This window comes from Kitasatospora cineracea (genome assembly GCF_003751605.1).
Taxonomy (GTDB): Bacteria; Actinomycetota; Actinomycetes; order Streptomycetales; family Streptomycetaceae; genus Kitasatospora; species Kitasatospora cineracea.
This window is the reverse complement of record NZ_RJVJ01000001.1, coordinates 1,805,642-1,821,264: the sequence shown is the minus strand read 5'-3', so window position 1 is coordinate 1,821,264 and position 15,623 is coordinate 1,805,642. Positions and strand designations below refer to the sequence as shown.

At 74.8% G+C, this 15,623-nt stretch carries 16 protein-coding genes; 9 read left to right on the top strand and 7 right to left on the bottom strand.

The genetic code is table 11. From position 1 onward, the window contains the following. The first annotated feature begins 177 nt into the window (after positions 1-177). The 4 genes from gadC (at position 178) to EDD39_RS08315 (ending at position 4,710) form a co-directional block, all read left to right on the top strand. Positions 178-1,659 carry a glutamate/gamma-aminobutyrate antiporter GadC gene (gene gadC, locus EDD39_RS08330; RefSeq protein WP_123554441.1) on the top strand — a complete coding sequence of 494 codons (1,482 nt, stop codon included), beginning with the start codon at positions 178-180 and terminating at the stop codon, positions 1,657-1,659. 61 nt (positions 1,660-1,720) lie between these two features. Next, positions 1,721-2,155, top strand: coding sequence for a hypothetical protein (locus tag EDD39_RS08325; protein WP_123554439.1), 435 nt, complete (start codon positions 1,721-1,723; stop codon positions 2,153-2,155). A 32-nt stretch (positions 2,156-2,187) separates the two neighbouring features. Continuing rightward, positions 2,188-3,546, top strand: coding sequence for a dipeptidase (locus tag EDD39_RS08320; protein WP_123554437.1), 1,359 nt, complete (start codon positions 2,188-2,190; stop codon positions 3,544-3,546). Between the two features lie 45 nt (positions 3,547-3,591). Continuing rightward, positions 3,592-4,710: an aminopeptidase P family protein gene (locus EDD39_RS08315; protein WP_123554435.1), complete on the top strand. Its 1,119-nt coding sequence runs from the start codon at positions 3,592-3,594 to the stop codon at positions 4,708-4,710. A 43-nt stretch (positions 4,711-4,753) separates the two neighbouring features. Here EDD39_RS08315 and EDD39_RS08310 read toward each other — a convergent pair whose 3' ends face one another. Then, positions 4,754-5,644, bottom strand: a complete 891-nt coding sequence (locus EDD39_RS08310; protein WP_123554433.1) for a LysR family transcriptional regulator — start codon at positions 5,642-5,644, stop codon at positions 4,754-4,756. Positions 5,645-5,747: 103 nt separating this feature from the next. Between EDD39_RS08310 and EDD39_RS08305 the strand changes: the two genes are divergently transcribed. Together EDD39_RS08305 and EDD39_RS08300 are read left to right on the top strand one after the other, a co-directional pair. Beyond that, on the top strand, positions 5,748-6,119 hold the full coding sequence (locus EDD39_RS08305; RefSeq protein WP_030463221.1) for a YybH family protein: 372 nt from the start codon (positions 5,748-5,750) through the stop codon (positions 6,117-6,119). A gap of 123 nt (positions 6,120-6,242) precedes the next feature. Further along, entirely contained in the window at positions 6,243-7,442 is a 1,200-nt protein-coding gene (locus EDD39_RS08300) for a L,D-transpeptidase (RefSeq protein WP_123818006.1), read from the top strand. Between the two features lie 68 nt (positions 7,443-7,510). On the opposite strand, the gene EDD39_RS08295 is transcribed toward EDD39_RS08300, so the two are convergent. The 3 genes from EDD39_RS08295 to EDD39_RS08285 all read right to left on the bottom strand — a co-directional run bounded on the left by EDD39_RS08295 (position 7,511) and on the right by EDD39_RS08285 (position 9,779). Next, positions 7,511-8,440, bottom strand: coding sequence for a GlxA family transcriptional regulator (locus EDD39_RS08295; protein WP_123554429.1), 930 nt, complete (start codon positions 8,438-8,440; stop codon positions 7,511-7,513). A gap of 242 nt (positions 8,441-8,682) precedes the next feature. Beyond that, positions 8,683-9,207, bottom strand: coding sequence for a GNAT family N-acetyltransferase (locus EDD39_RS08290; RefSeq protein WP_123554427.1), 525 nt, complete (start codon positions 9,205-9,207; stop codon positions 8,683-8,685). Further along, a complete protein-coding gene (locus EDD39_RS08285) occupies positions 9,204-9,779 on the bottom strand; it encodes a helix-turn-helix domain-containing protein (RefSeq protein ID WP_123554425.1) in 576 nt (191 codons plus the stop codon). The genes EDD39_RS08290 and EDD39_RS08285 overlap by 4 nt, the downstream gene beginning before the upstream one ends. 105 nt (positions 9,780-9,884) lie before the next feature. On the opposite strand from EDD39_RS08285, the gene EDD39_RS08280 reads away from it, so the two are divergent. Beyond that, a complete protein-coding gene (locus EDD39_RS08280) occupies positions 9,885-10,667 on the top strand; it encodes an SURF1 family protein (RefSeq protein WP_123554423.1) in 783 nt (260 codons plus the stop codon). A gap of 18 nt (positions 10,668-10,685) precedes the next feature. On the opposite strand, the gene EDD39_RS39420 is transcribed toward EDD39_RS08280, so the two are convergent. Both EDD39_RS39420 and EDD39_RS08270 read right to left on the bottom strand, forming a co-directional pair. Then, positions 10,686-11,330 (bottom strand): hypothetical protein, encoded by a 645-nt coding sequence (locus EDD39_RS39420; RefSeq protein ID WP_123818003.1) that lies wholly within the window; start codon positions 11,328-11,330, stop codon positions 10,686-10,688. A gap of 37 nt (positions 11,331-11,367) precedes the next feature. Then, a complete protein-coding gene (locus EDD39_RS08270) occupies positions 11,368-13,191 on the bottom strand; it encodes a S9 family peptidase (protein ID WP_123554421.1) in 1,824 nt (607 codons plus the stop codon). A 152-nt stretch (positions 13,192-13,343) separates the two neighbouring features. On the opposite strand from EDD39_RS08270, the gene EDD39_RS40260 reads away from it, so the two are divergent. Next, positions 13,344-13,892, top strand: a complete 549-nt coding sequence (locus EDD39_RS40260; RefSeq protein WP_208765468.1) for a DUF6197 family protein — start codon at positions 13,344-13,346, stop codon at positions 13,890-13,892. A 20-nt stretch (positions 13,893-13,912) separates the two neighbouring features. Here the strand turns inward: EDD39_RS40260 and EDD39_RS08260 are convergent, their stop codons facing one another. Next, on the bottom strand, positions 13,913-14,728 hold the full coding sequence (locus tag EDD39_RS08260; protein WP_123554419.1) for a helix-turn-helix transcriptional regulator: 816 nt from the start codon (positions 14,726-14,728) through the stop codon (positions 13,913-13,915). Positions 14,729-14,864: 136 nt separating this feature from the next. Between EDD39_RS08260 and EDD39_RS08255 the strand changes: the two genes are divergently transcribed. Continuing rightward, positions 14,865-15,623: an SDR family oxidoreductase gene (locus EDD39_RS08255; protein ID WP_123554417.1), complete on the top strand. Its 759-nt coding sequence runs from the start codon at positions 14,865-14,867 to the stop codon at positions 15,621-15,623.

The window sequence follows — 15,623 nt, the reverse complement described above, 5'->3', positions numbered from 1 at the left end:
TTTCGTCGGCCGTCCGGGAGGGGGGCGGACGCGGGTGAGGGGGCGTCAGGTGGGGCGTTGGGCTGTTCCGGTGAGGGGCGGGACGGGGGTGACGGGTTATCGGATGCGGGGTGGGGGTGGGGGGCTGAGGGTGGGGGGTGGGCTCCGGTGGGCGGGGCTGTCGGGAGGTGGTGGTGGATGAGCACGGCGGAGGTGCCGAGTCCGGAGGGGTCGTCGGCGGCGGCGGTGGCGGCGGGGAAGGTGAAGGCGGTGGCGGCGCCCAGGATGACCTGGGTGACGCTGGCGCTGATGACGACCAGTTCGGTGGCCAGTCTGCGGTCGTCGCCGACGATGGCGGTGTACGGGCTGGCGTGCGTGTTCCTGTACGTGGTGCCGGCGATCGTGTTCCTGCTGCCGACGGCGCTGGTCTCGGCGGAGCTGGCGTCGGGGTGGGAAGGCGGCGTGTACAACTGGGTGGCCCAGGGGCTGTCGAAGCCGTTGGGGTTCCTGGCGGTGTGGTGCCAGTTCGCCATGACGATCTTCTACTACCCGAGTCTGCTGGCGTACGTGGCGAGCACGATCGCGTACGTGGTGGATCCGAGGCTGGCCAGCAACGGGCTGTACACGGCGATCGTGATCATGGTGCTGTACTGGACCGGCGTGTGGGTGTCCGCGCGCGGGACGAACGCGGTGGCGGGCCTGGCGTCCTGGGGGCTGATCATCGGGACGCTGATCCCGGGCGCGCTGCTGGTGGTGCTGGGCTTCGTGTTCCTGGGGCAGGGCAACGACTCGGCGGCGCCGATGACGGCGGACCACCTGCTGCCGGCCTGGACGGGCCTGGCGAGCCTGGTGCTGATCGTCAACAACTTCCTGAGCTACTCGGGCATGGAGATGAACGCGGTGCACGTCTCCTCGCTGAAGAACCCGGGCAAGGAGTTCCCGCGGTCGATGTTCCTGGCGGTCGGCATGGTGCTGCTGATCTTCATCCTGCCGGCGCTGGCGATCAGCTGGGTGGTGCCGGCCGACCAGCTGTCGCTGACGGCGGGCGTGATGCAGGCGTTCGACGCGTTCTTCCAGTACTTCCACATCGGGTGGCTGACGCCGCTGATCGCGGTGGGCCTGGTCGCGGCCTCGCTGGGCGGCATGCTGACCTGGCTGGCAGGCCCGTCGAAGGGCCTGCTGATGATCTCCCGGCAGGAGGGCTACCTGCCGCCGTCGCTGCAGAAGCTGAACAGCCACGGGGTGCAGCAGAACATCCTGGTCGCGCAGGGCGTGGTGACCACGGCGATCGCGCTGATGTACGCGCTGATCCCGAACGTCTCCAGCGTGTACTGGATCTTCTCGGTGATCACCACGCAGGTGTACCTGATCGTCTACCTGCTGATGTTCGTGGCCGCGATGCGGCTGCGGAAGCTCCAGCCGGACCACCCGCGCGGCTACCGCGCCCCGGCGCTGGGGGTGCTGTGCGTGGTGGGCCTGCTGGCGTCGGCGGCGGCGATGGTGATCGGGTTCGTGCCGTCCTCGCAGTTCGGCAACGGCAGCATCTGGGCGTACATCGGGATCGTCGGCGGCGGTCTGCTGCTGCTCGGCGTGGTCATCCCGTTCGGTTTCCTGAAGGCCAGCAAGCCCGAGTGGCGCGACCCCGCGGCGGCCGCGGCCATCGAGGAGGAGGCGGCGTGAGCGAGCGGACCAGCAGGAGCGAGCGGACCAGCAGGAGCGAGCGGGCCACCAGGGGCTGCGCATGAGCACCCGGATGGCCTCCGAGCACAGGTGGATCTACGTCGGGGCGATCGTGGTGCTGGTCGCCATGGTGGTGGTCGGCCTGCTGACGTTCACCCAGCAGCACGCCACCAACGAGTCGTACCGGAAGGCGGACGAGCTGATCTCCAAGCTCCAGGCGGACGGCTACCCGGCGCCGGACCGGGGCCAGGTGGCCCGGACGCTGGGGACGGACGGCGGGCCGGTGTGCGCGGACCCGGCGAGCGCGCTGAGGACCGGGCTGCAGCGGGTGCAGATGTCGAACGGGGCCGCCGGGCCCGGGCAGCGGCCGGTCATCGTCGCCGCCCGGACGGTGCAGGCGGAGGCGCTGGTGCTCAGCGTCTACTGCCCCGACCAGCTGGACGACTACCAGGACAGGATCAAGGACATCAAGACCGATGACACGGTCAGGAGTTGAGGGGGAACGATGATCACCGCCGAGGAGCGCCCATGAGCACCGACACCGAACTCGCCGCCCGTGTCGCGGCGTTGATGCCGCAGGCCGAGCGGGACCTGGCCGAGCTGGTCGCCATCCCCTCGGTCGCCGACCCGCGGCAGCAGCCGCCGGAGAAGTGCCGGCAGGCCGCCGAGTGGGTGGCCGCCGCGTTCACCGGCGCGGGCCTGCGGGACGTCCGGCTGGCCGAGACCCCGGACGGCAGCCACGCCGTCCTCGGGCACCGCCCGCCGCCGCCCGGCGCGCCGACCGTGCTGCTGTACTGCCACTACGACGTGCAGCCGCCGCTGGACGACGCCGCCTGGACCACGCCCCCGTTCGAGCTGACCGAGCGGGACGGGCGCTGGTACGGGCGCGGCGCCGCGGACTGCAAGGGCAACATCGTCATGCACCTCACCGCGCTGCGGGCGCTCGGCGACGACCTGCCGGTGGGGATCAAGCTGGTCGCCGAGGGCTCGGAGGAGCAGGGCACCGGCGGCCTGGAGGCGTACGTCCCGCAGCACCCCGAGGACCTGCACGCGGACGTGCTGCTGGTCTGCGACACCGGCAACGCGGCGGTCGGGGTGCCGACCGCGACCACCTCGCTGCGCGGCCTGGCGAACGTCGTGGTGACGGTGCGGACGCTGGCGTCGGACATGCACTCCGGGATGTTCGGCGGCCCCGCCCCGGACGCGCTGGCCGCACTGGTGCGGATCCTCGACTCGCTGCGCGACGCCGAGGGCGGGACCCGGATCGACGGGCTGGACAACGACGGCACCTGGGAGGGCGTCGGGTACGACGAGCAGCAGTTCCGGGCGGACGCGGGCGTGCTGGAGGGCGTGGGCCTGACCGGGTCGGGGACGGTCGCGGACCGGCTGTGGGCGCGCCCGGCGGTGACGGTGCTGGGCATCGACTGCGCGCCGGTGGTCGGTTCGGCGGCGGCGATCCCCGGCACCGCCCGGGCCCGGGTCAGCCTGCGGGTGCCGCCCGGCATGGACCCGGGCACCGCGCAGGACGCGCTGACCGCGCACCTGGTGGCCGCGGCGCCGTGGGGCGCGCAGGTCACGGTGGAGCCGGAGTCGAAGGGCTCGCCGTTCCGGGCCGCCACCGACGGCAGGGCGTACGCGGCGCTGGACGCGGCCGCGCAGGAGGTCTACGGGAAGCCGCTGTCCTTCCTCGGGCAGGGCGGGTCGATCCCGCTGTGCAACGTGCTGGCGGCGCAGTACCCGGAGTCGGAGATCATCCTGATGGGCGTGGAGGAGCCGCGCTGCCTGATCCACGCGCCCAACGAGAGCGTGGACCCGTCCGAGATCGAGCACATGGCCACCGTGGAGGCGCTGTTCCTGCGCCACTACGCGGCCGCCCACCACCGCTGACGGCCGTCGACCGCCGCCGACCGCCGCCGATTCGAGAGGGAGCCCATGCCCGCGCCGTTCACCACCGCCGACTTCCAGGCCCGGATGGCCCGCGCCGCGACCGCCGCCGCGGACGCCGGCCTGGCCGGACTGGTCGTCACCCCCGGCCCCGACCTGACCTACCTGACGGGCTACCAGCCCACCGCGACGACCGAGCGGCTGACCGCCCTGGTGATCGCCGCGGGGGCCGAACCGGTGCTGCTGGTACCGAAGTTGGAGCGCCCGGACGCCGAGCAGGCGCCGGGTGCGGAGGCCGTCCGGATGGCCGACTGGACGGACGGCAGCGACCCGTACGCGGCGCTCGCGCCGAACCTGGACGGCGGCGGCCGGTACGGGATCTCCGACAGCGCCTGGGCGATGCACCTGCTCGGGCTGCAGCAGGCGCTGCCGGGCAGCTCGTACGCGGCGCTGACGGCGGTGCTGCCGATGCTGCGGGCGGTGAAGGACCACGACGAGCTGGAGCGGCTGGCCGCGGCCGGGGCGGCGGCGGACCTGGCGTACGGGGAGATCCTGGGGATGCCCTTCGTCGGGCGGACCGAGAACCAGGTGGCCGCCGACCTCGCCGCGCTGCTGATCAAGCACGGGCACAGCCAGGTCGACTTCACCGTGGTCGGCTCGGGGCCGAACGGGGCGAACCCGCACCACGAGGCCGGGGAGCGGCTGATCCGGCAGGGCGACACCGTGGTGCTGGACTTCGGCGGGCTGAAGGACGGCTACGGCTCCGACACCACCCGGACCGTGTTCGTCGGCACCGAGCCGCCGGAGGAGGTGCTGGCCGTGCACGACCTGGTGCGGCGCGCCCAGCAGGCCGCGTTCGACGCCGTCGCGCCCGGGGTGACCTGCCAGGACATCGACCGGGTGGCCCGCAAGGTGATCACCGACGGCGGGTACGGCGAGTACTTCATCCACCGGGTCGGCCACGGCATCGGGCTCACCACGCACGAGCCGCCGTACATGGTCGAGGGCGAGACCCGGCCGCTGGTGCCCGGGATGTGCTTCTCGATCGAGCCGGGGATCTACCTGCCGGGGAGGTTCGGCGTCCGGATCGAGGACATCGTGACCGTCACCGAGGACGGCGGGCTGCGGTTCAACGGGACGCCGCACGAGCTGGCGTTCGTGAACTAGGCAACGGGGAGGCGGGGAAGGGCCGCCCGGTGGCGGCCCTTCGTCATGCCGGGGGTGCCGGGAGGTGGAAGGCCCGGCGCAGGGCGGAGAGCAGGGCGGCCAGGGCCGGGGGCGGGGACGGGCGGTTGACCAGGGCGAGCAGCGCCGGGGTGGTCAGGTCGGCGATCGGGACGGGGGTGAGGGCCGGGAAGGCCGCGGCCATCGAGCGGCTGAGCACGGCCACGCCGAGGCCGCGGGCGGCCAGGTCGGCGATCGCGGCGGCGGCGCCGGCCTCCAGGGCGATGCGCGGGGTGAGGCCGCGGGCGGCGCAGTCGCGGTCCAGGACGGCGCGCAGGCCGGTGCCGCGGGGCATGCAGATCAGCGGGTGGGCGAGCAGGTCGGCGAGGGCGGGGGCGGGGGCGTCCAGCAGCGGGTGGCCGGGCGGGACGGCGGCGACCAGCGGCTCGCCGACCACCACGTGCGCGTCCAGGCCCTCGGGGGCGGGGGCGGGGCGGCCGATCAGGGCGAGGTCGAGGGCGCCGGTGCGGACGGCTTCGGTGAGGTGCTCGGAGTCGTCCTCCAGCAGGGCGAGTTCGACGCCCGGGTGGGCCCGGTGGAAGGCGGCCAGGCCGTCGAAGAGCGGGGTGAGGGTGCAGCCCGCGACCATGCCCAGCCGCAGGCTGCCGCGGACCAGGCCGGTGACCTCGCCGACCGCCTGCTCGACCGCGCGGGCGGCGGCCAGGGCCTGCCGGGCGTGCTCCAGGGCGGCCTTCCCGGCGACGGTGAGGGTCACGGCGCGGGCCGAGCGGTCGAACAGCTCGGCGCCCAACTCCCGTTCCAGCTGCCGGACCTGGGCGCTCACCCCGGACTGGCTGATGTGCACCCGCTCGGCGGCGCGGGTGAAGTTGCGCTCCTCGGCGACCGCGACGAAGTACTCCAGCTGCCTCAGTTCCATGAGTAATGATTCTAGTATGGAGCAGAACCAGCTGTTGGACTTCTGATCGGGGCGGGAGGAGGGTGGAGGGCACAGGGCAGGACGACGAGCGAAGGAGCCGACGATGGGCGAGTACGAGAAGGCGATGCGGCCCGAGGACCTGACCCGGCTGTTCGTGGAGCGCTCCAACGCGGGCGACGCCGCCGGGGTCGCCGCGCTGTACGAGGAGCACGCCGTGATGGCCTACCCGCCGGGGCAGTTCACGGTCGGCCGGGCCGCGATCCAGCAGCTGTGGGAGCAGGTGCTGGCCCACCGGCCGCAGTTCACGCCCGAACCGCCGCTGCCCACGCTGGCCGCGGACGGCATCGCGCTGACCGCCACCCCGCCGAAGGACGGCGCCGGGGCCCGCGCCCAGGTGGTGCGGCAGCAGCCGGACGGCAGCTGGCTGCGGCTGCTGGACCAGCCGGAGTTCCAGCGTCCGGGCGGGGCGGGCTGACCCCGTCCGGACACCGCGCTGCGGCCGTGCGGAATCGTGACACTTCTCCGGGCCCAGGACCGAAACCCGGCCGCCCCTTCGTGCGTGTACCTCTTCCGGAAAGACCGAACGGAGGGGGCCGTCGTGCGACGGATTTCGATGGTGGGCGGGGTACTGGGCGGGGTGCTGCTGCTGGCCGCGTGCGGGGGCGGCGGCACCGGGGGCGGCGCGGGCGCCGGCGGGCCGGTCCGGGGCGGGGGGAGCAGCCCGGCGGCGCCGAAGGCGTCCGCGGCCGTGCTGTCGATCGAGCCCGGGGACGGCGCGCAGGACGTGGCCCCGGGCGCGGTCAAGGTCTCGGTGGCGACCGGCAAGCTGACCGGGGTCACCGTCACCGACCAGGACGGCAGGCCGGTCGAGGGCGCCATCGCCGCCGACAGCCTCAGCTGGGTCCCGGCCACGGGCGGCCTCGCGGTCGGCGCGACCTACCGGGTGAACGCCGAGGCCGCCGACGCCGACGGCGTGGCCACCACCGCCACCAGCACCTTCACCACCCTCGTCCCCAAGCGGACCGCGAAGGTCGAGGACAACGTGGTGACCGGCGACAGCTTCGGCGTCGGCATGATCATCTCGGTGGACTTCGGCGTGAAGGTCAAGAACAAGGAGGCGGTCGAGCGGGCCGTCGTCGTCGAAGCCTCGGACGGCACCCAGGTCAAGGGGCACTGGTTCGAGAACGACACCCGGCTCGACCTGCGCCCCGCCGAGTACTGGAAGCCCGGCACCACCGTGCAGGTCCACCTGCGCACCAAGAGCGTGGAACTGGCGCCCGGCGTGTACGGCGCGACCCAGCGCGACGAGCACTTCACCATCGCCCGCTCCCGGATCAGCGAGGTCGACGCCCGCACCCACCAGATGGTGGTCAAGGAGGACGGCAAGCCCGACCAGACCATCCCGATCGTCGCGGGCACCAACGACAACCCCTCCTGGAACGGCACCATGACCATCTCGGCCAAGAGCCGGATGGAGAAGATGACCTCCGAGGGCCAGACCAACCTCAAGGGCCCCGGCTACGAGGCGATGGAACCGCACGCGATGCGCCTGACCTCCTCCGGCACCTACCTGCACGGCAACCCGCAGGCCGCCGGGTCGGTCGGGCGGGCGAACATCAGCCACGGCTGCATCGGCATGGTCGACACCCCGCAGGGCGACGAGAACTCGACCGCCGGGAAGGTCTACGCCGCCTCGAAGATCGGCGACGTGGTGATCGTCCGGAACTCCGTCAAGCAGGAGCCGCTCGACCCCTCCAACGGCCTCAGCGGCTGGACCGTGCCCTGGTCGCAGTGGTGACCGCGGCCCGCTCGTGATGATGACCGCGGCCCGGGCGCAGCGGTGAACGCGGCCCGCGGCGGCGGGCCTCAGCGGGTGCGGCGGCGGTAGTCGGCCGGGGTGGTGGCCAGGGTGCGGGCGAAGGCCCGGCGCATCGCCTCGGCCGAGCCGTAGCCGCAGGCCCGGGCGATCTGCTCGACGCCGTCCCGGGTGTCCTCCAGTCGGCGGCGGGCCGCCTCCAGCCGGGCCCCGGCCACGTAGCGGCCCGGGGTGACGCCGACGTCCGCGGTGAAGACCCGGGCGAACTGGCGCGGCGACAGCGCGGCGCGGCGGGCCAGCGACTCCACCGACAGGTCGTCCTCGGGGTGCTCGGTGATCCAGCGCTGCACCTCGCGCACCGGGTCCCGCTCGGCGAGCTGCGCCGACAGCTGCGCGGAGAACTGGGCCTGGCCGCCGGGACGGCGCAGGAACACCACCAGCTCGCGGGCGATCGCCAGCGCGGCGTCCCGGCCGAGGTCCTCCTCGACCAGGTGCAGCGCCAGGTCGATGCCCGCGGTGACGCCCGCCGAGGACAGGAACCGCCCGTCCCGGACGTAGATCGGCTCCGGGTCGACGGTCAGTTCGGGGTACTGGGCGGCCAGCGTCGCGCAGTGCCGCCAGTGCGTGGTGACCCGGCGGCCCGCCAGCAGGCCGGCCGCGGCCAGCAGGAAGGTGCCGGTGCAGACCGAGACGACCCGCCGGGCCTCGGCCGCGAGGACGGCGATCCGGTCCGACAGCCCCGGGTCGACCGCTCCCCGGGTGCCGGCACCGCCCGGCACCAGCAGGGTGTGCGCGGGGGCGGCCAGGTCGAGATCGGTGTCGGGCAGCAGGGTGAGACCGCTGCTGGTGCGCACCGGGCGGCCGCCCGGCGAGGCGGTGGTGACGGCGTAGCCGCCCGCGTGGAACACCTCCAGCGGGCCGCTGACGTCGAGGCTCTGCACCCCGTCGAACAGGACCATCAGCACACTGCGGGTCGGCATGTTCCCAGCCTGGCGGGCGGGGGGCGGTGGCAGCAAGGACACGGACCCCATCTTTTCTGCCATCGGGTGGGGCGGTGGGGAAGGGTCGGGAGGCGGGCCGGGGCGGGTGAAGAGGCCCTGGCGGGCAAGGGGCGGGGGGATCCGGGGCAGGGGCCGACGGGGGCGGGGAGGCCCTGGCTGCGGGAACCAGGGGCCGCCGGGCAGCGGGGAGGAGGCCCGGGCTGGGCAAAGGGGTCGGGGGGTCAGGCGAGGTGTTTGTAGTAGTGGGTGGTGTCGGCGAGGGTGCCGTCCGGGGTGGCGGCGTGGGCGGGGACGGTGCCGAAGGGGGTCCAGTGGGCGGTGCGGTAGAGGTGTTCGGCGGGGCTGCCGGTCTGGGTGTCGAGCAGGAGGAGGGTGGTGCCGGTGGTGCGGGCGGCCTGTTCGGCGTGGGTCAGCAGGTGGCGGCCGAGGCCCGCGCCGCGGGCGGTGCGGTGGACCAGGAGTTTGGCGATCTCGGCGCGGTGGCGGCCGTTCGGTTTCTGTTCGCGGAGCAGGGAGACGGTGCCCAGGGCCCGGCCGGCGGGGTCCTCGGTGACCCAGAGCAGGCGGGTGCCGTCGGCGACGGAGGGGCGGAGGGTGTCCCACCAGGCGGCGGCCTCGGCGTGGGTGGTGCCGGCCAGGAAGCCGACCGAGGCGCCGTCGGCGACCGCGTCCAGCAGCAGGTCGGCGAGGGTGTCGCGGCGGGCGTCCAGGCCCTCGGGGGTGAGCAGCAGCGGGGGCGGGGTCATGGCAGCACCAGGGCGATCAGGTAGCGGGCGGGGTGGGGGCCGGGGCAGTGGAAGCCGGAGGTGCCGTGCAGGCGGTAGCGGAGGCAGTCGCCCGCGGCGAGGTGGTGCACGGTGCCGTCGAGTTCCAGGTGCAGTTCGCCGTCCAGCACCCACAGGTGCTGTTCCAGGCCGGGGACGGGCGGGGCGTCGTAGCGGACGGCCGCGCCGGGCTGGAGGGTGCCCTCGACCAGTTCGGCGCGCAGCCCGGGGTGCGGGGGCGAGACGGAGCGGCGGGCGAAGCCGGTGGCCGGGTCGTGCCAGCGCGGCTGGTCGGCGGCGCGCAGCAGGCCGGGCGGTTCGGCCTCGACCTCGGCCAGCAGCCGGGAGACGGTGCGGCCGTGGGCGGAGCAGAGCCGGCCGAGCTGGGCGGCCGTCGGGCTGAGTTCGGCGCGTTCCAGCCGGGACAGCGTGGAGCGGCTGATGCCGCTGCGGCGGGCGAGTTCGTCCAGTGACCAGCCGCGGTCGGTGCGCAGGGCGGCGAGGCGGGCGGCCAGGCGGTGGTCCTCCTCGCCCGGGAGGTCGTCGTTTCTCACATCAGGGACAGTATCCCGAAATGGAGAGGACGGGGAACGGGGTCGGCGGCGGGGAGTCGGCGACCCGCGCTCATCGGGGATGTCAGGAATGGTTACCGTGGTGGGGTGTACCGGTTCCTGCTCAGCCCGCGGTGGCTCGTCGGCACGGTCGTCGCGGTGGCGGCGATCGTGGTCTGCCTGATGCTGGGCACCTGGCAGCTGGACCGCTTCGAGTCCCGGGTCTCGACCCACCAGGAGAACGGGCGGGCCGCGGCCGCGTCCGCGCAGGCCGACGCGCAGCCGCTGGCGGCGGTGCTGCCGGACGGTGCGGCGAAGGTCGGCACCGACACCGTCGGCCGGACGGTGCACGTCACCGGCGCGTACGACGGCGCGCACCAGCTGCTGGTGCCGGGCCGGACGGTGGACGGCAAGCAGGGCTACTACGTGCTGACGCCGCTGATCACCGACGGCGGCCGGGCGGTGGCCGTGGTGCGCGGCTGGGCGGCGGGCGAGCCGGGGGCGGCGCCGGACGTGCCGGCCGGGCAGGTCGGCGTGACCGGCCGGCTGCAGGCCCCGGAGAACAGCGGCAGCGGCGGCGCGGTGGCGGGCGGCCTGCCCGCGGGGCAGTTGGGCACGATCAGTCCGGCGACGCTGGTGAACGTGCTGCCGTACCCCGTGTACGACGGCTGGGTCGCGGCCGACGACGTCCCGTCCGGGCTGACGGCGGTGCCCACGGTGCAGCCGGAGGGCGGGGACGGGCTGAGCCTGCGGGCGTTCCAGAACCTGGGCTACACCCTGGAGTGGTTCGTCTTCGCCGGGTTCGTGGTGTTCATGTGGTTCCGGCTGGTGCGCCGCGAGGCGGAGGCCGCCCAGGACCGGGCCCTCGGGCTGGACCCGGTCCTGGACTGACCTACTGCCGGTGCCCGCTCAGCCGGACTTCGACGGCGCCGGGGACGGCGTCCGCAGCGGGGCGGGCGACTTCGACGGCGGGCCGCCCGGCGCGGAAGCGCTCGGGCTGCCGCACGGCACCGGCGGGGCCGCGGCGCCCGCCCCGGTGCCGGTCGGCGCCGGTGACGGCGTGCCGGTGATCGGGCTCGCCGCGGGCAGCGCGCCGGGGGTGGCGCAGCCCTCGTGGAAGTCGCCGCCCACGACGCCGGGCGCGGGCGACGGGTTGCCGCAGTCGTCGACGTAGTCGTCGGTGCGGGTGGAGCCCGCGGTGCGGTGGTGGTAGTGGTGCACCACCGTGGTGCCGCCCCCGCCGTAGTGCGTGATGCCGGAGCCGCTGGAGCCCGAGCCCTTGCTGCCGGAGCTCTTGGAGCCCTTCGAACCCCGGCTGCCGGAGCCGCCCTTGGAGCTGCGGCTGCCGCCGCTGCTGCCGCCGCTCTTGGCCAGCACGACGCTGCCGGTGCCGTTCCCGGCCGACACCGCGCCGGCGAGGGTGAGGCCGGTGTCGGCGGCGACGGCGCCGGCCGCCTGGACGCAGCCGTGGTCCCCGCTGCCCGACGAACAGCCGGCCGCGGTCAGCAGTACGGCGCCGGCCGCGACGACGGCCAGCGCGGCGCGTCCACCCATCAGTCGTCCCCCTTGTCGACGTCGATCGGCCCGCAGGTCACCGGACGGTGCCGGGCGCCAGGTGGCGCCGGACGAAGTCGATCTCCAGCCGGAGCTGTTTGATCCGCTCGTCGACGACCAGCGAACCGTGCCCGGCATCGTAGCGGTACACCTCGTGGACCTTGCCGAGCTCCTCCAGCCTGCGGACGTAGTTGTCGATCTGCCGGATCGGGCAGCGCGGGTCGTTGACGCCGGCGCTGATGTACACCGGGGCCTTGACCCGCTCGACGTGGGTGAGCGGGGAGGAGGCGTGCCAGCGTTCCGGGACCTCCTCGGGCGTGCCGCCGAACAGCGTCCGGTCCAGCGACTTGAGCGCCTCCATCTCGTCGGCGTACGCGGTGAGGTAGTCGGCGACCGGGACGGCGGCCAGGCCGAGCGTCCAGTGGTCGGGCTGGGTGCCGAGGCCGAGCAGGGTGAGGTAGCCGCCCCAGGAGCCGCCGGAGAGCACCAGCCGGTCCGGGTCGGCCAGGCCGGAGGCGACCGCCCAGTCGCGGACGGCGCCGATGTCCTCCAGCTCGATCAGGCCGACGCGTTCGGTGAGGGCGTCGGTCCAGGCCTGCCCGTAGCCGGTGGAGCCGCGGTAGTTGACCCGGACGACGGCGAAGCCGTGGTCGAGCCAGGCGGCGGGCCCGGCGGCGAAGGAGTCGCTGTCGTGGTGGGTCGGTCCGCCGTGCACCTCGAACACCGTGGGGTGCGGGCCCTGCCCGGACGGGCGCTGCACCAGGGCGTGCACCCGGCCGCCGGGGCCGTCCACCCAGACGTCCTCGACCGGCGCCGAGCCGGGCGGGACGGCGCCGGGGGCGCGCAGCACCACCGTGCCGGAGGTGGAGCGCACCGCGGACGGCTCGGCGGCCGAGGACCACAGGAACTCCACCGTGCCGTCGGGGCGGGCGGTGGCCCCGGCGACGGTGCCGCGCGGGGTGTCCAGCCGGGTCAGCTCGGCGGTGTCCAGGTCGTAGGAGAACAGCTCGGAGCGGGCCTCGTACTCGTGCTCGATCAGCAGCGAGCGGGCGTCCGGCCGCCACTGCGCGGACAGGTCGCCGGGGAACGGGCGGCCCTGCTCGTCGCGGAGCTTCAGCTCGGTCTCGGTGTCGGCCGCGACGTCCCACAGCATCGGCTCCCAGCGGCCGCTGCGCTGGTGGGCGACCAGCAGCCGGGTGTCGCCGGGAGCGGGCGCGAAGCCCAGGCAGGCGACGCCGCGCGGCTCGGTGCGGCCGGTGACCTCGTCGAGTTCGGCGACGGTGGCGCCGTCGGCCAGGCGCAGCACCCGGATCGCCGAGTGCATCGCGTCGCCGTGCTCGGTGTGGTCGACGGCCAGCAGGGTGCTGTCGTGCGAGAGGTCGCCGACGCCGCCGTACTCGGCGTGCCGGTAGACCACCTCGGGCCCGTCGGCGCCGGGGCGGCGCAGGTACAGGGTGGTGCCCTCGTCGTCGGTGGAGGTGCCGACCACCACGGTGCCGTCGCGGCCGAGCGCCAGGCCCGCCGAGTAGGCGGCGGGCACGCCCGGGACGGCCTCCTGGTCGGGGCCGCCGGCGAAGGGCTGGCGGCGCCAGACGCCGAACTCGTCGCCGTCGGTGTCGTCGAACCACCAGATCCACCGGCCGTCGGGGGCGAGTTCGGCGTCGGTGGTGCCGTTGGGGCGGTCGGTGACCCGGCGGTGCTCGTCGGTGGAGCGGTCCCACGCGTACACCTCGTAGGTGCCGGTCGCGTTGGACACGTACAGCGCCCGGTCGGGTGCCTCGTCCGCCCAGTCGGGCAGGGAGACCCGCGCCGCCCGGAACCGCTGCTCCCACGCCGGAACGACGTTCGTCTGCTCGTTCATGCACTCATCCAACCCGATGCCGGGGGGTGATCGGAACGGGTCGGCGGAGCGGACGGGATCGGTTCGGACACGGAGCTGGTGCGGTGCGGTTCCTGACGGACTATCAACGGTACCGTGACAAACACGGACATATCGACCGGAGGAGTCTCGCCGTGCCCGTCCCCGCGCCCCCGTTCGACCGGCTCGACGCCCACGACCTCGCCCGGGAGCTGGGCCTGGTCGAGGAGATCGAGCAGTACCTGGCCGGGCTCCCCGCCCCCGCGCCCGTCCTCCCGCCCGCACCACCGGCCGCCCTGCACGGCAGCGTCCGGCAGCCCTGGAACCACGGCCACCCGCTGCCCAGCCGCTCGCTGCTGGACCGGCTGGCCCGCCGCCCGGCCCGCCCGGCCGAGGTCACCGTCGCCGGGCACCTGCGGCTGACCTCCCGCTACCTCGCCGAGGCGGGCTGGACGCAGGGCGCACTGTGGGACGCCCGGGGCCGGGTCTGCCTGCTGGGCGCGCAGACCGCCGTCCTGGCGCACGGCTACGGCACCGCGCACACGGTGCGCCGGGCCCGCGCCCAGGTGATGGAGGTGCTGCACGCCACCGGCCGCCCGGTGCCCTCCCCCGACGTGTGGAACGACCGCCCGGGCCGCCGCCAGGCCGAGGTGCACGCGCTGCTGGAACGGGCCGGGGCCCGCGCGCTCTCCCTCGGGATCTGAGTCCGGACCCGCCGCTGCGCTCAGAGCGCCGCGGCGGCGGTGAGCCCCGCCAGCCGCCCGGCGGTCACCGAACCCGGCTCGACGGTGTAGACGACCAGCAGCAGCCCCGGCTCGCCGGGCGGGGCCAGCGTCTCGTACCCGAAGTCCAGCTCCCCGGCCCGCGGGTGCAGCAGCAGCTTGCGCCCGGACGCCTTCTCCCGGACGCCGTGCCGGGCCCACAGCTCGGCGAACAGCGCGCTCCCGGCGGTCAGTTCGGCCAGCAGCGCGGCCAGCTCGGCGTCGTCGGGGTGCCGGGCCGCGTCCAGCCGCAGGTGGGCGACGGTCTCGGCGGCGACCCGCTCGAAGTCCGGGTACAGCCGGCCGCCGGCCTCGGTGAGGAAGGCGTGCCGGGCCATGTTGCGCTCGCCCGGCGGCAGCGCGGAGAACCCGATCACCGCGTCCGCCGGGGCGTTCCAGGCCAGTACGTCCATGCAGCGGCCGAGCACGAACGCCGGGGTCGCCAGCGCGTCCAGCACCAGCCGCAGCCCCGGCCGGAGCTGCCGGGGCGTGCGCCGGTGGGTGCCGCGCGGCGGGCGGGCCAGGGTGTGCAGGTGGCCGCGCTCGGTGGCGTCCAGCCGCAGCACCCGGGCCACCGCGTCCAGCACCTCCGCGGAGACGCCGTCGCCCCGGCCCTGCTCCAGCCGCACGTAGTAGTCGACGCTCACCCCGGCCAGCTGCGCCACCTCCTCGCGGCGCAGCCCCGGTACCCGGCGTCGGCGCCCCAGCTCCGGCAGGCCCACGTCGGACGGCTGGATCCGGGCCCGGCGCTGCCGCAGGAACTCCCCCAGTTCGCTCATGCCCAGACGATACGTCGGCCGCCGCGAAGGTGGTTCTCGCGGACCCAGGAAAACCACGGCCCTGGGTGGCGCCGCCGGCCGCGGCCAGACTCGTCCCGTCAGCAGGACGCAGGAACGGACGAGGAGAACGATTCCCATGGGCTACCCCACACTGAACGGTCGGACCGCGGTCGTCACCGGAGCCGCCAGCGGCATGGGCGAGGCGATCGCCCGGCAGCTGGTCGCGGACGGCGCCCGGGTCGCGCTGCTGGCCCGCCGGGCCGACCGGCTCGCCGCGCTGGCCGCCGAACTCGGCCCGAACGCGCTCGCGGTGGCCGCCGACGTCACCGACCAGGCCGCGGTGGACGCGGCGGCCGCACTGGTCCACGAGACCTTCGGCCGGGTCGACCTGCTGGTCAACTCGGCCGGCGTGATGCTGCCCAACCCGGTCGACGACGGCCGGATCGACGAGTGGTCCCGCATGATCGACACCAACCTGACCGGCGTACTGCGGATGATCCGCGCCTTCGGCCCCGACCTGGTCGCCGCCGCGGCGGCCGGCGGCACCGCCGACCTGGTCGACGTCTCCTCCATCGCCGCGGACGTGGTCTTCCCCAACTACGCGGTGTACGGCGCCACCAAGGCCGCGCTGACCCAGCTGTCGGCCGCACTGCGCAGCGAGTACGGCCCGCGCGACGTGCGGGTCACCAACATCGAACCCGGCCTGACCGACACCGAGTTGGGCAACCACATCGACAACCCGGCACTCGGCCCGGACGGGCAGCTCGGCGCGATGTTCGACGCGATCGGCCCGCTGGCCGCCGCGGACGTCGCCGACCTGGTCGCCTACGCGACCAGCCGCCCCCGGCACGTGAACCTGCGCCAGCTGGTGGTGCTGCCGACCCGGCAGGCCTGA

Coding starts and splice junctions, on each gene's coding strand:
- gadC (WP_123554441.1), top strand. CDS start 178: ATGAGCACGGCGGAGGTGCCGAGTCCGGAGGGGTCGTCGGCGGCGGCG.
- EDD39_RS08325 (WP_123554439.1), top strand. CDS start 1,721: ATGAGCACCCGGATGGCCTCCGAGCACAGGTGGATCTACGTCGGGGCG.
- EDD39_RS08320 (WP_123554437.1), top strand. CDS start 2,188: ATGAGCACCGACACCGAACTCGCCGCCCGTGTCGCGGCGTTGATGCCG.
- EDD39_RS08315 (WP_123554435.1), top strand. CDS start 3,592: ATGCCCGCGCCGTTCACCACCGCCGACTTCCAGGCCCGGATGGCCCGC.
- EDD39_RS08310 (WP_123554433.1), bottom strand. CDS start 5,644: ATGGAACTGAGGCAGCTGGAGTACTTCGTCGCGGTCGCCGAGGAGCGC.
- EDD39_RS08305 (WP_030463221.1), top strand. CDS start 5,748: ATGGGCGAGTACGAGAAGGCGATGCGGCCCGAGGACCTGACCCGGCTG.
- EDD39_RS08295 (WP_123554429.1), bottom strand. CDS start 8,440: ATGCCGACCCGCAGTGTGCTGATGGTCCTGTTCGACGGGGTGCAGAGC.
- EDD39_RS08290 (WP_123554427.1), bottom strand. CDS start 9,207: ATGACCCCGCCCCCGCTGCTGCTCACCCCCGAGGGCCTGGACGCCCGC.
- EDD39_RS39420 (WP_123818003.1), bottom strand. CDS start 11,330: ATGGGTGGACGCGCCGCGCTGGCCGTCGTCGCGGCCGGCGCCGTACTG.
- EDD39_RS08270 (WP_123554421.1), bottom strand. CDS start 13,191: ATGAACGAGCAGACGAACGTCGTTCCGGCGTGGGAGCAGCGGTTCCGG.
- EDD39_RS08260 (WP_123554419.1), bottom strand. CDS start 14,728: ATGAGCGAACTGGGGGAGTTCCTGCGGCAGCGCCGGGCCCGGATCCAG.
- EDD39_RS08255 (WP_123554417.1), top strand. CDS start 14,865: ATGGGCTACCCCACACTGAACGGTCGGACCGCGGTCGTCACCGGAGCC.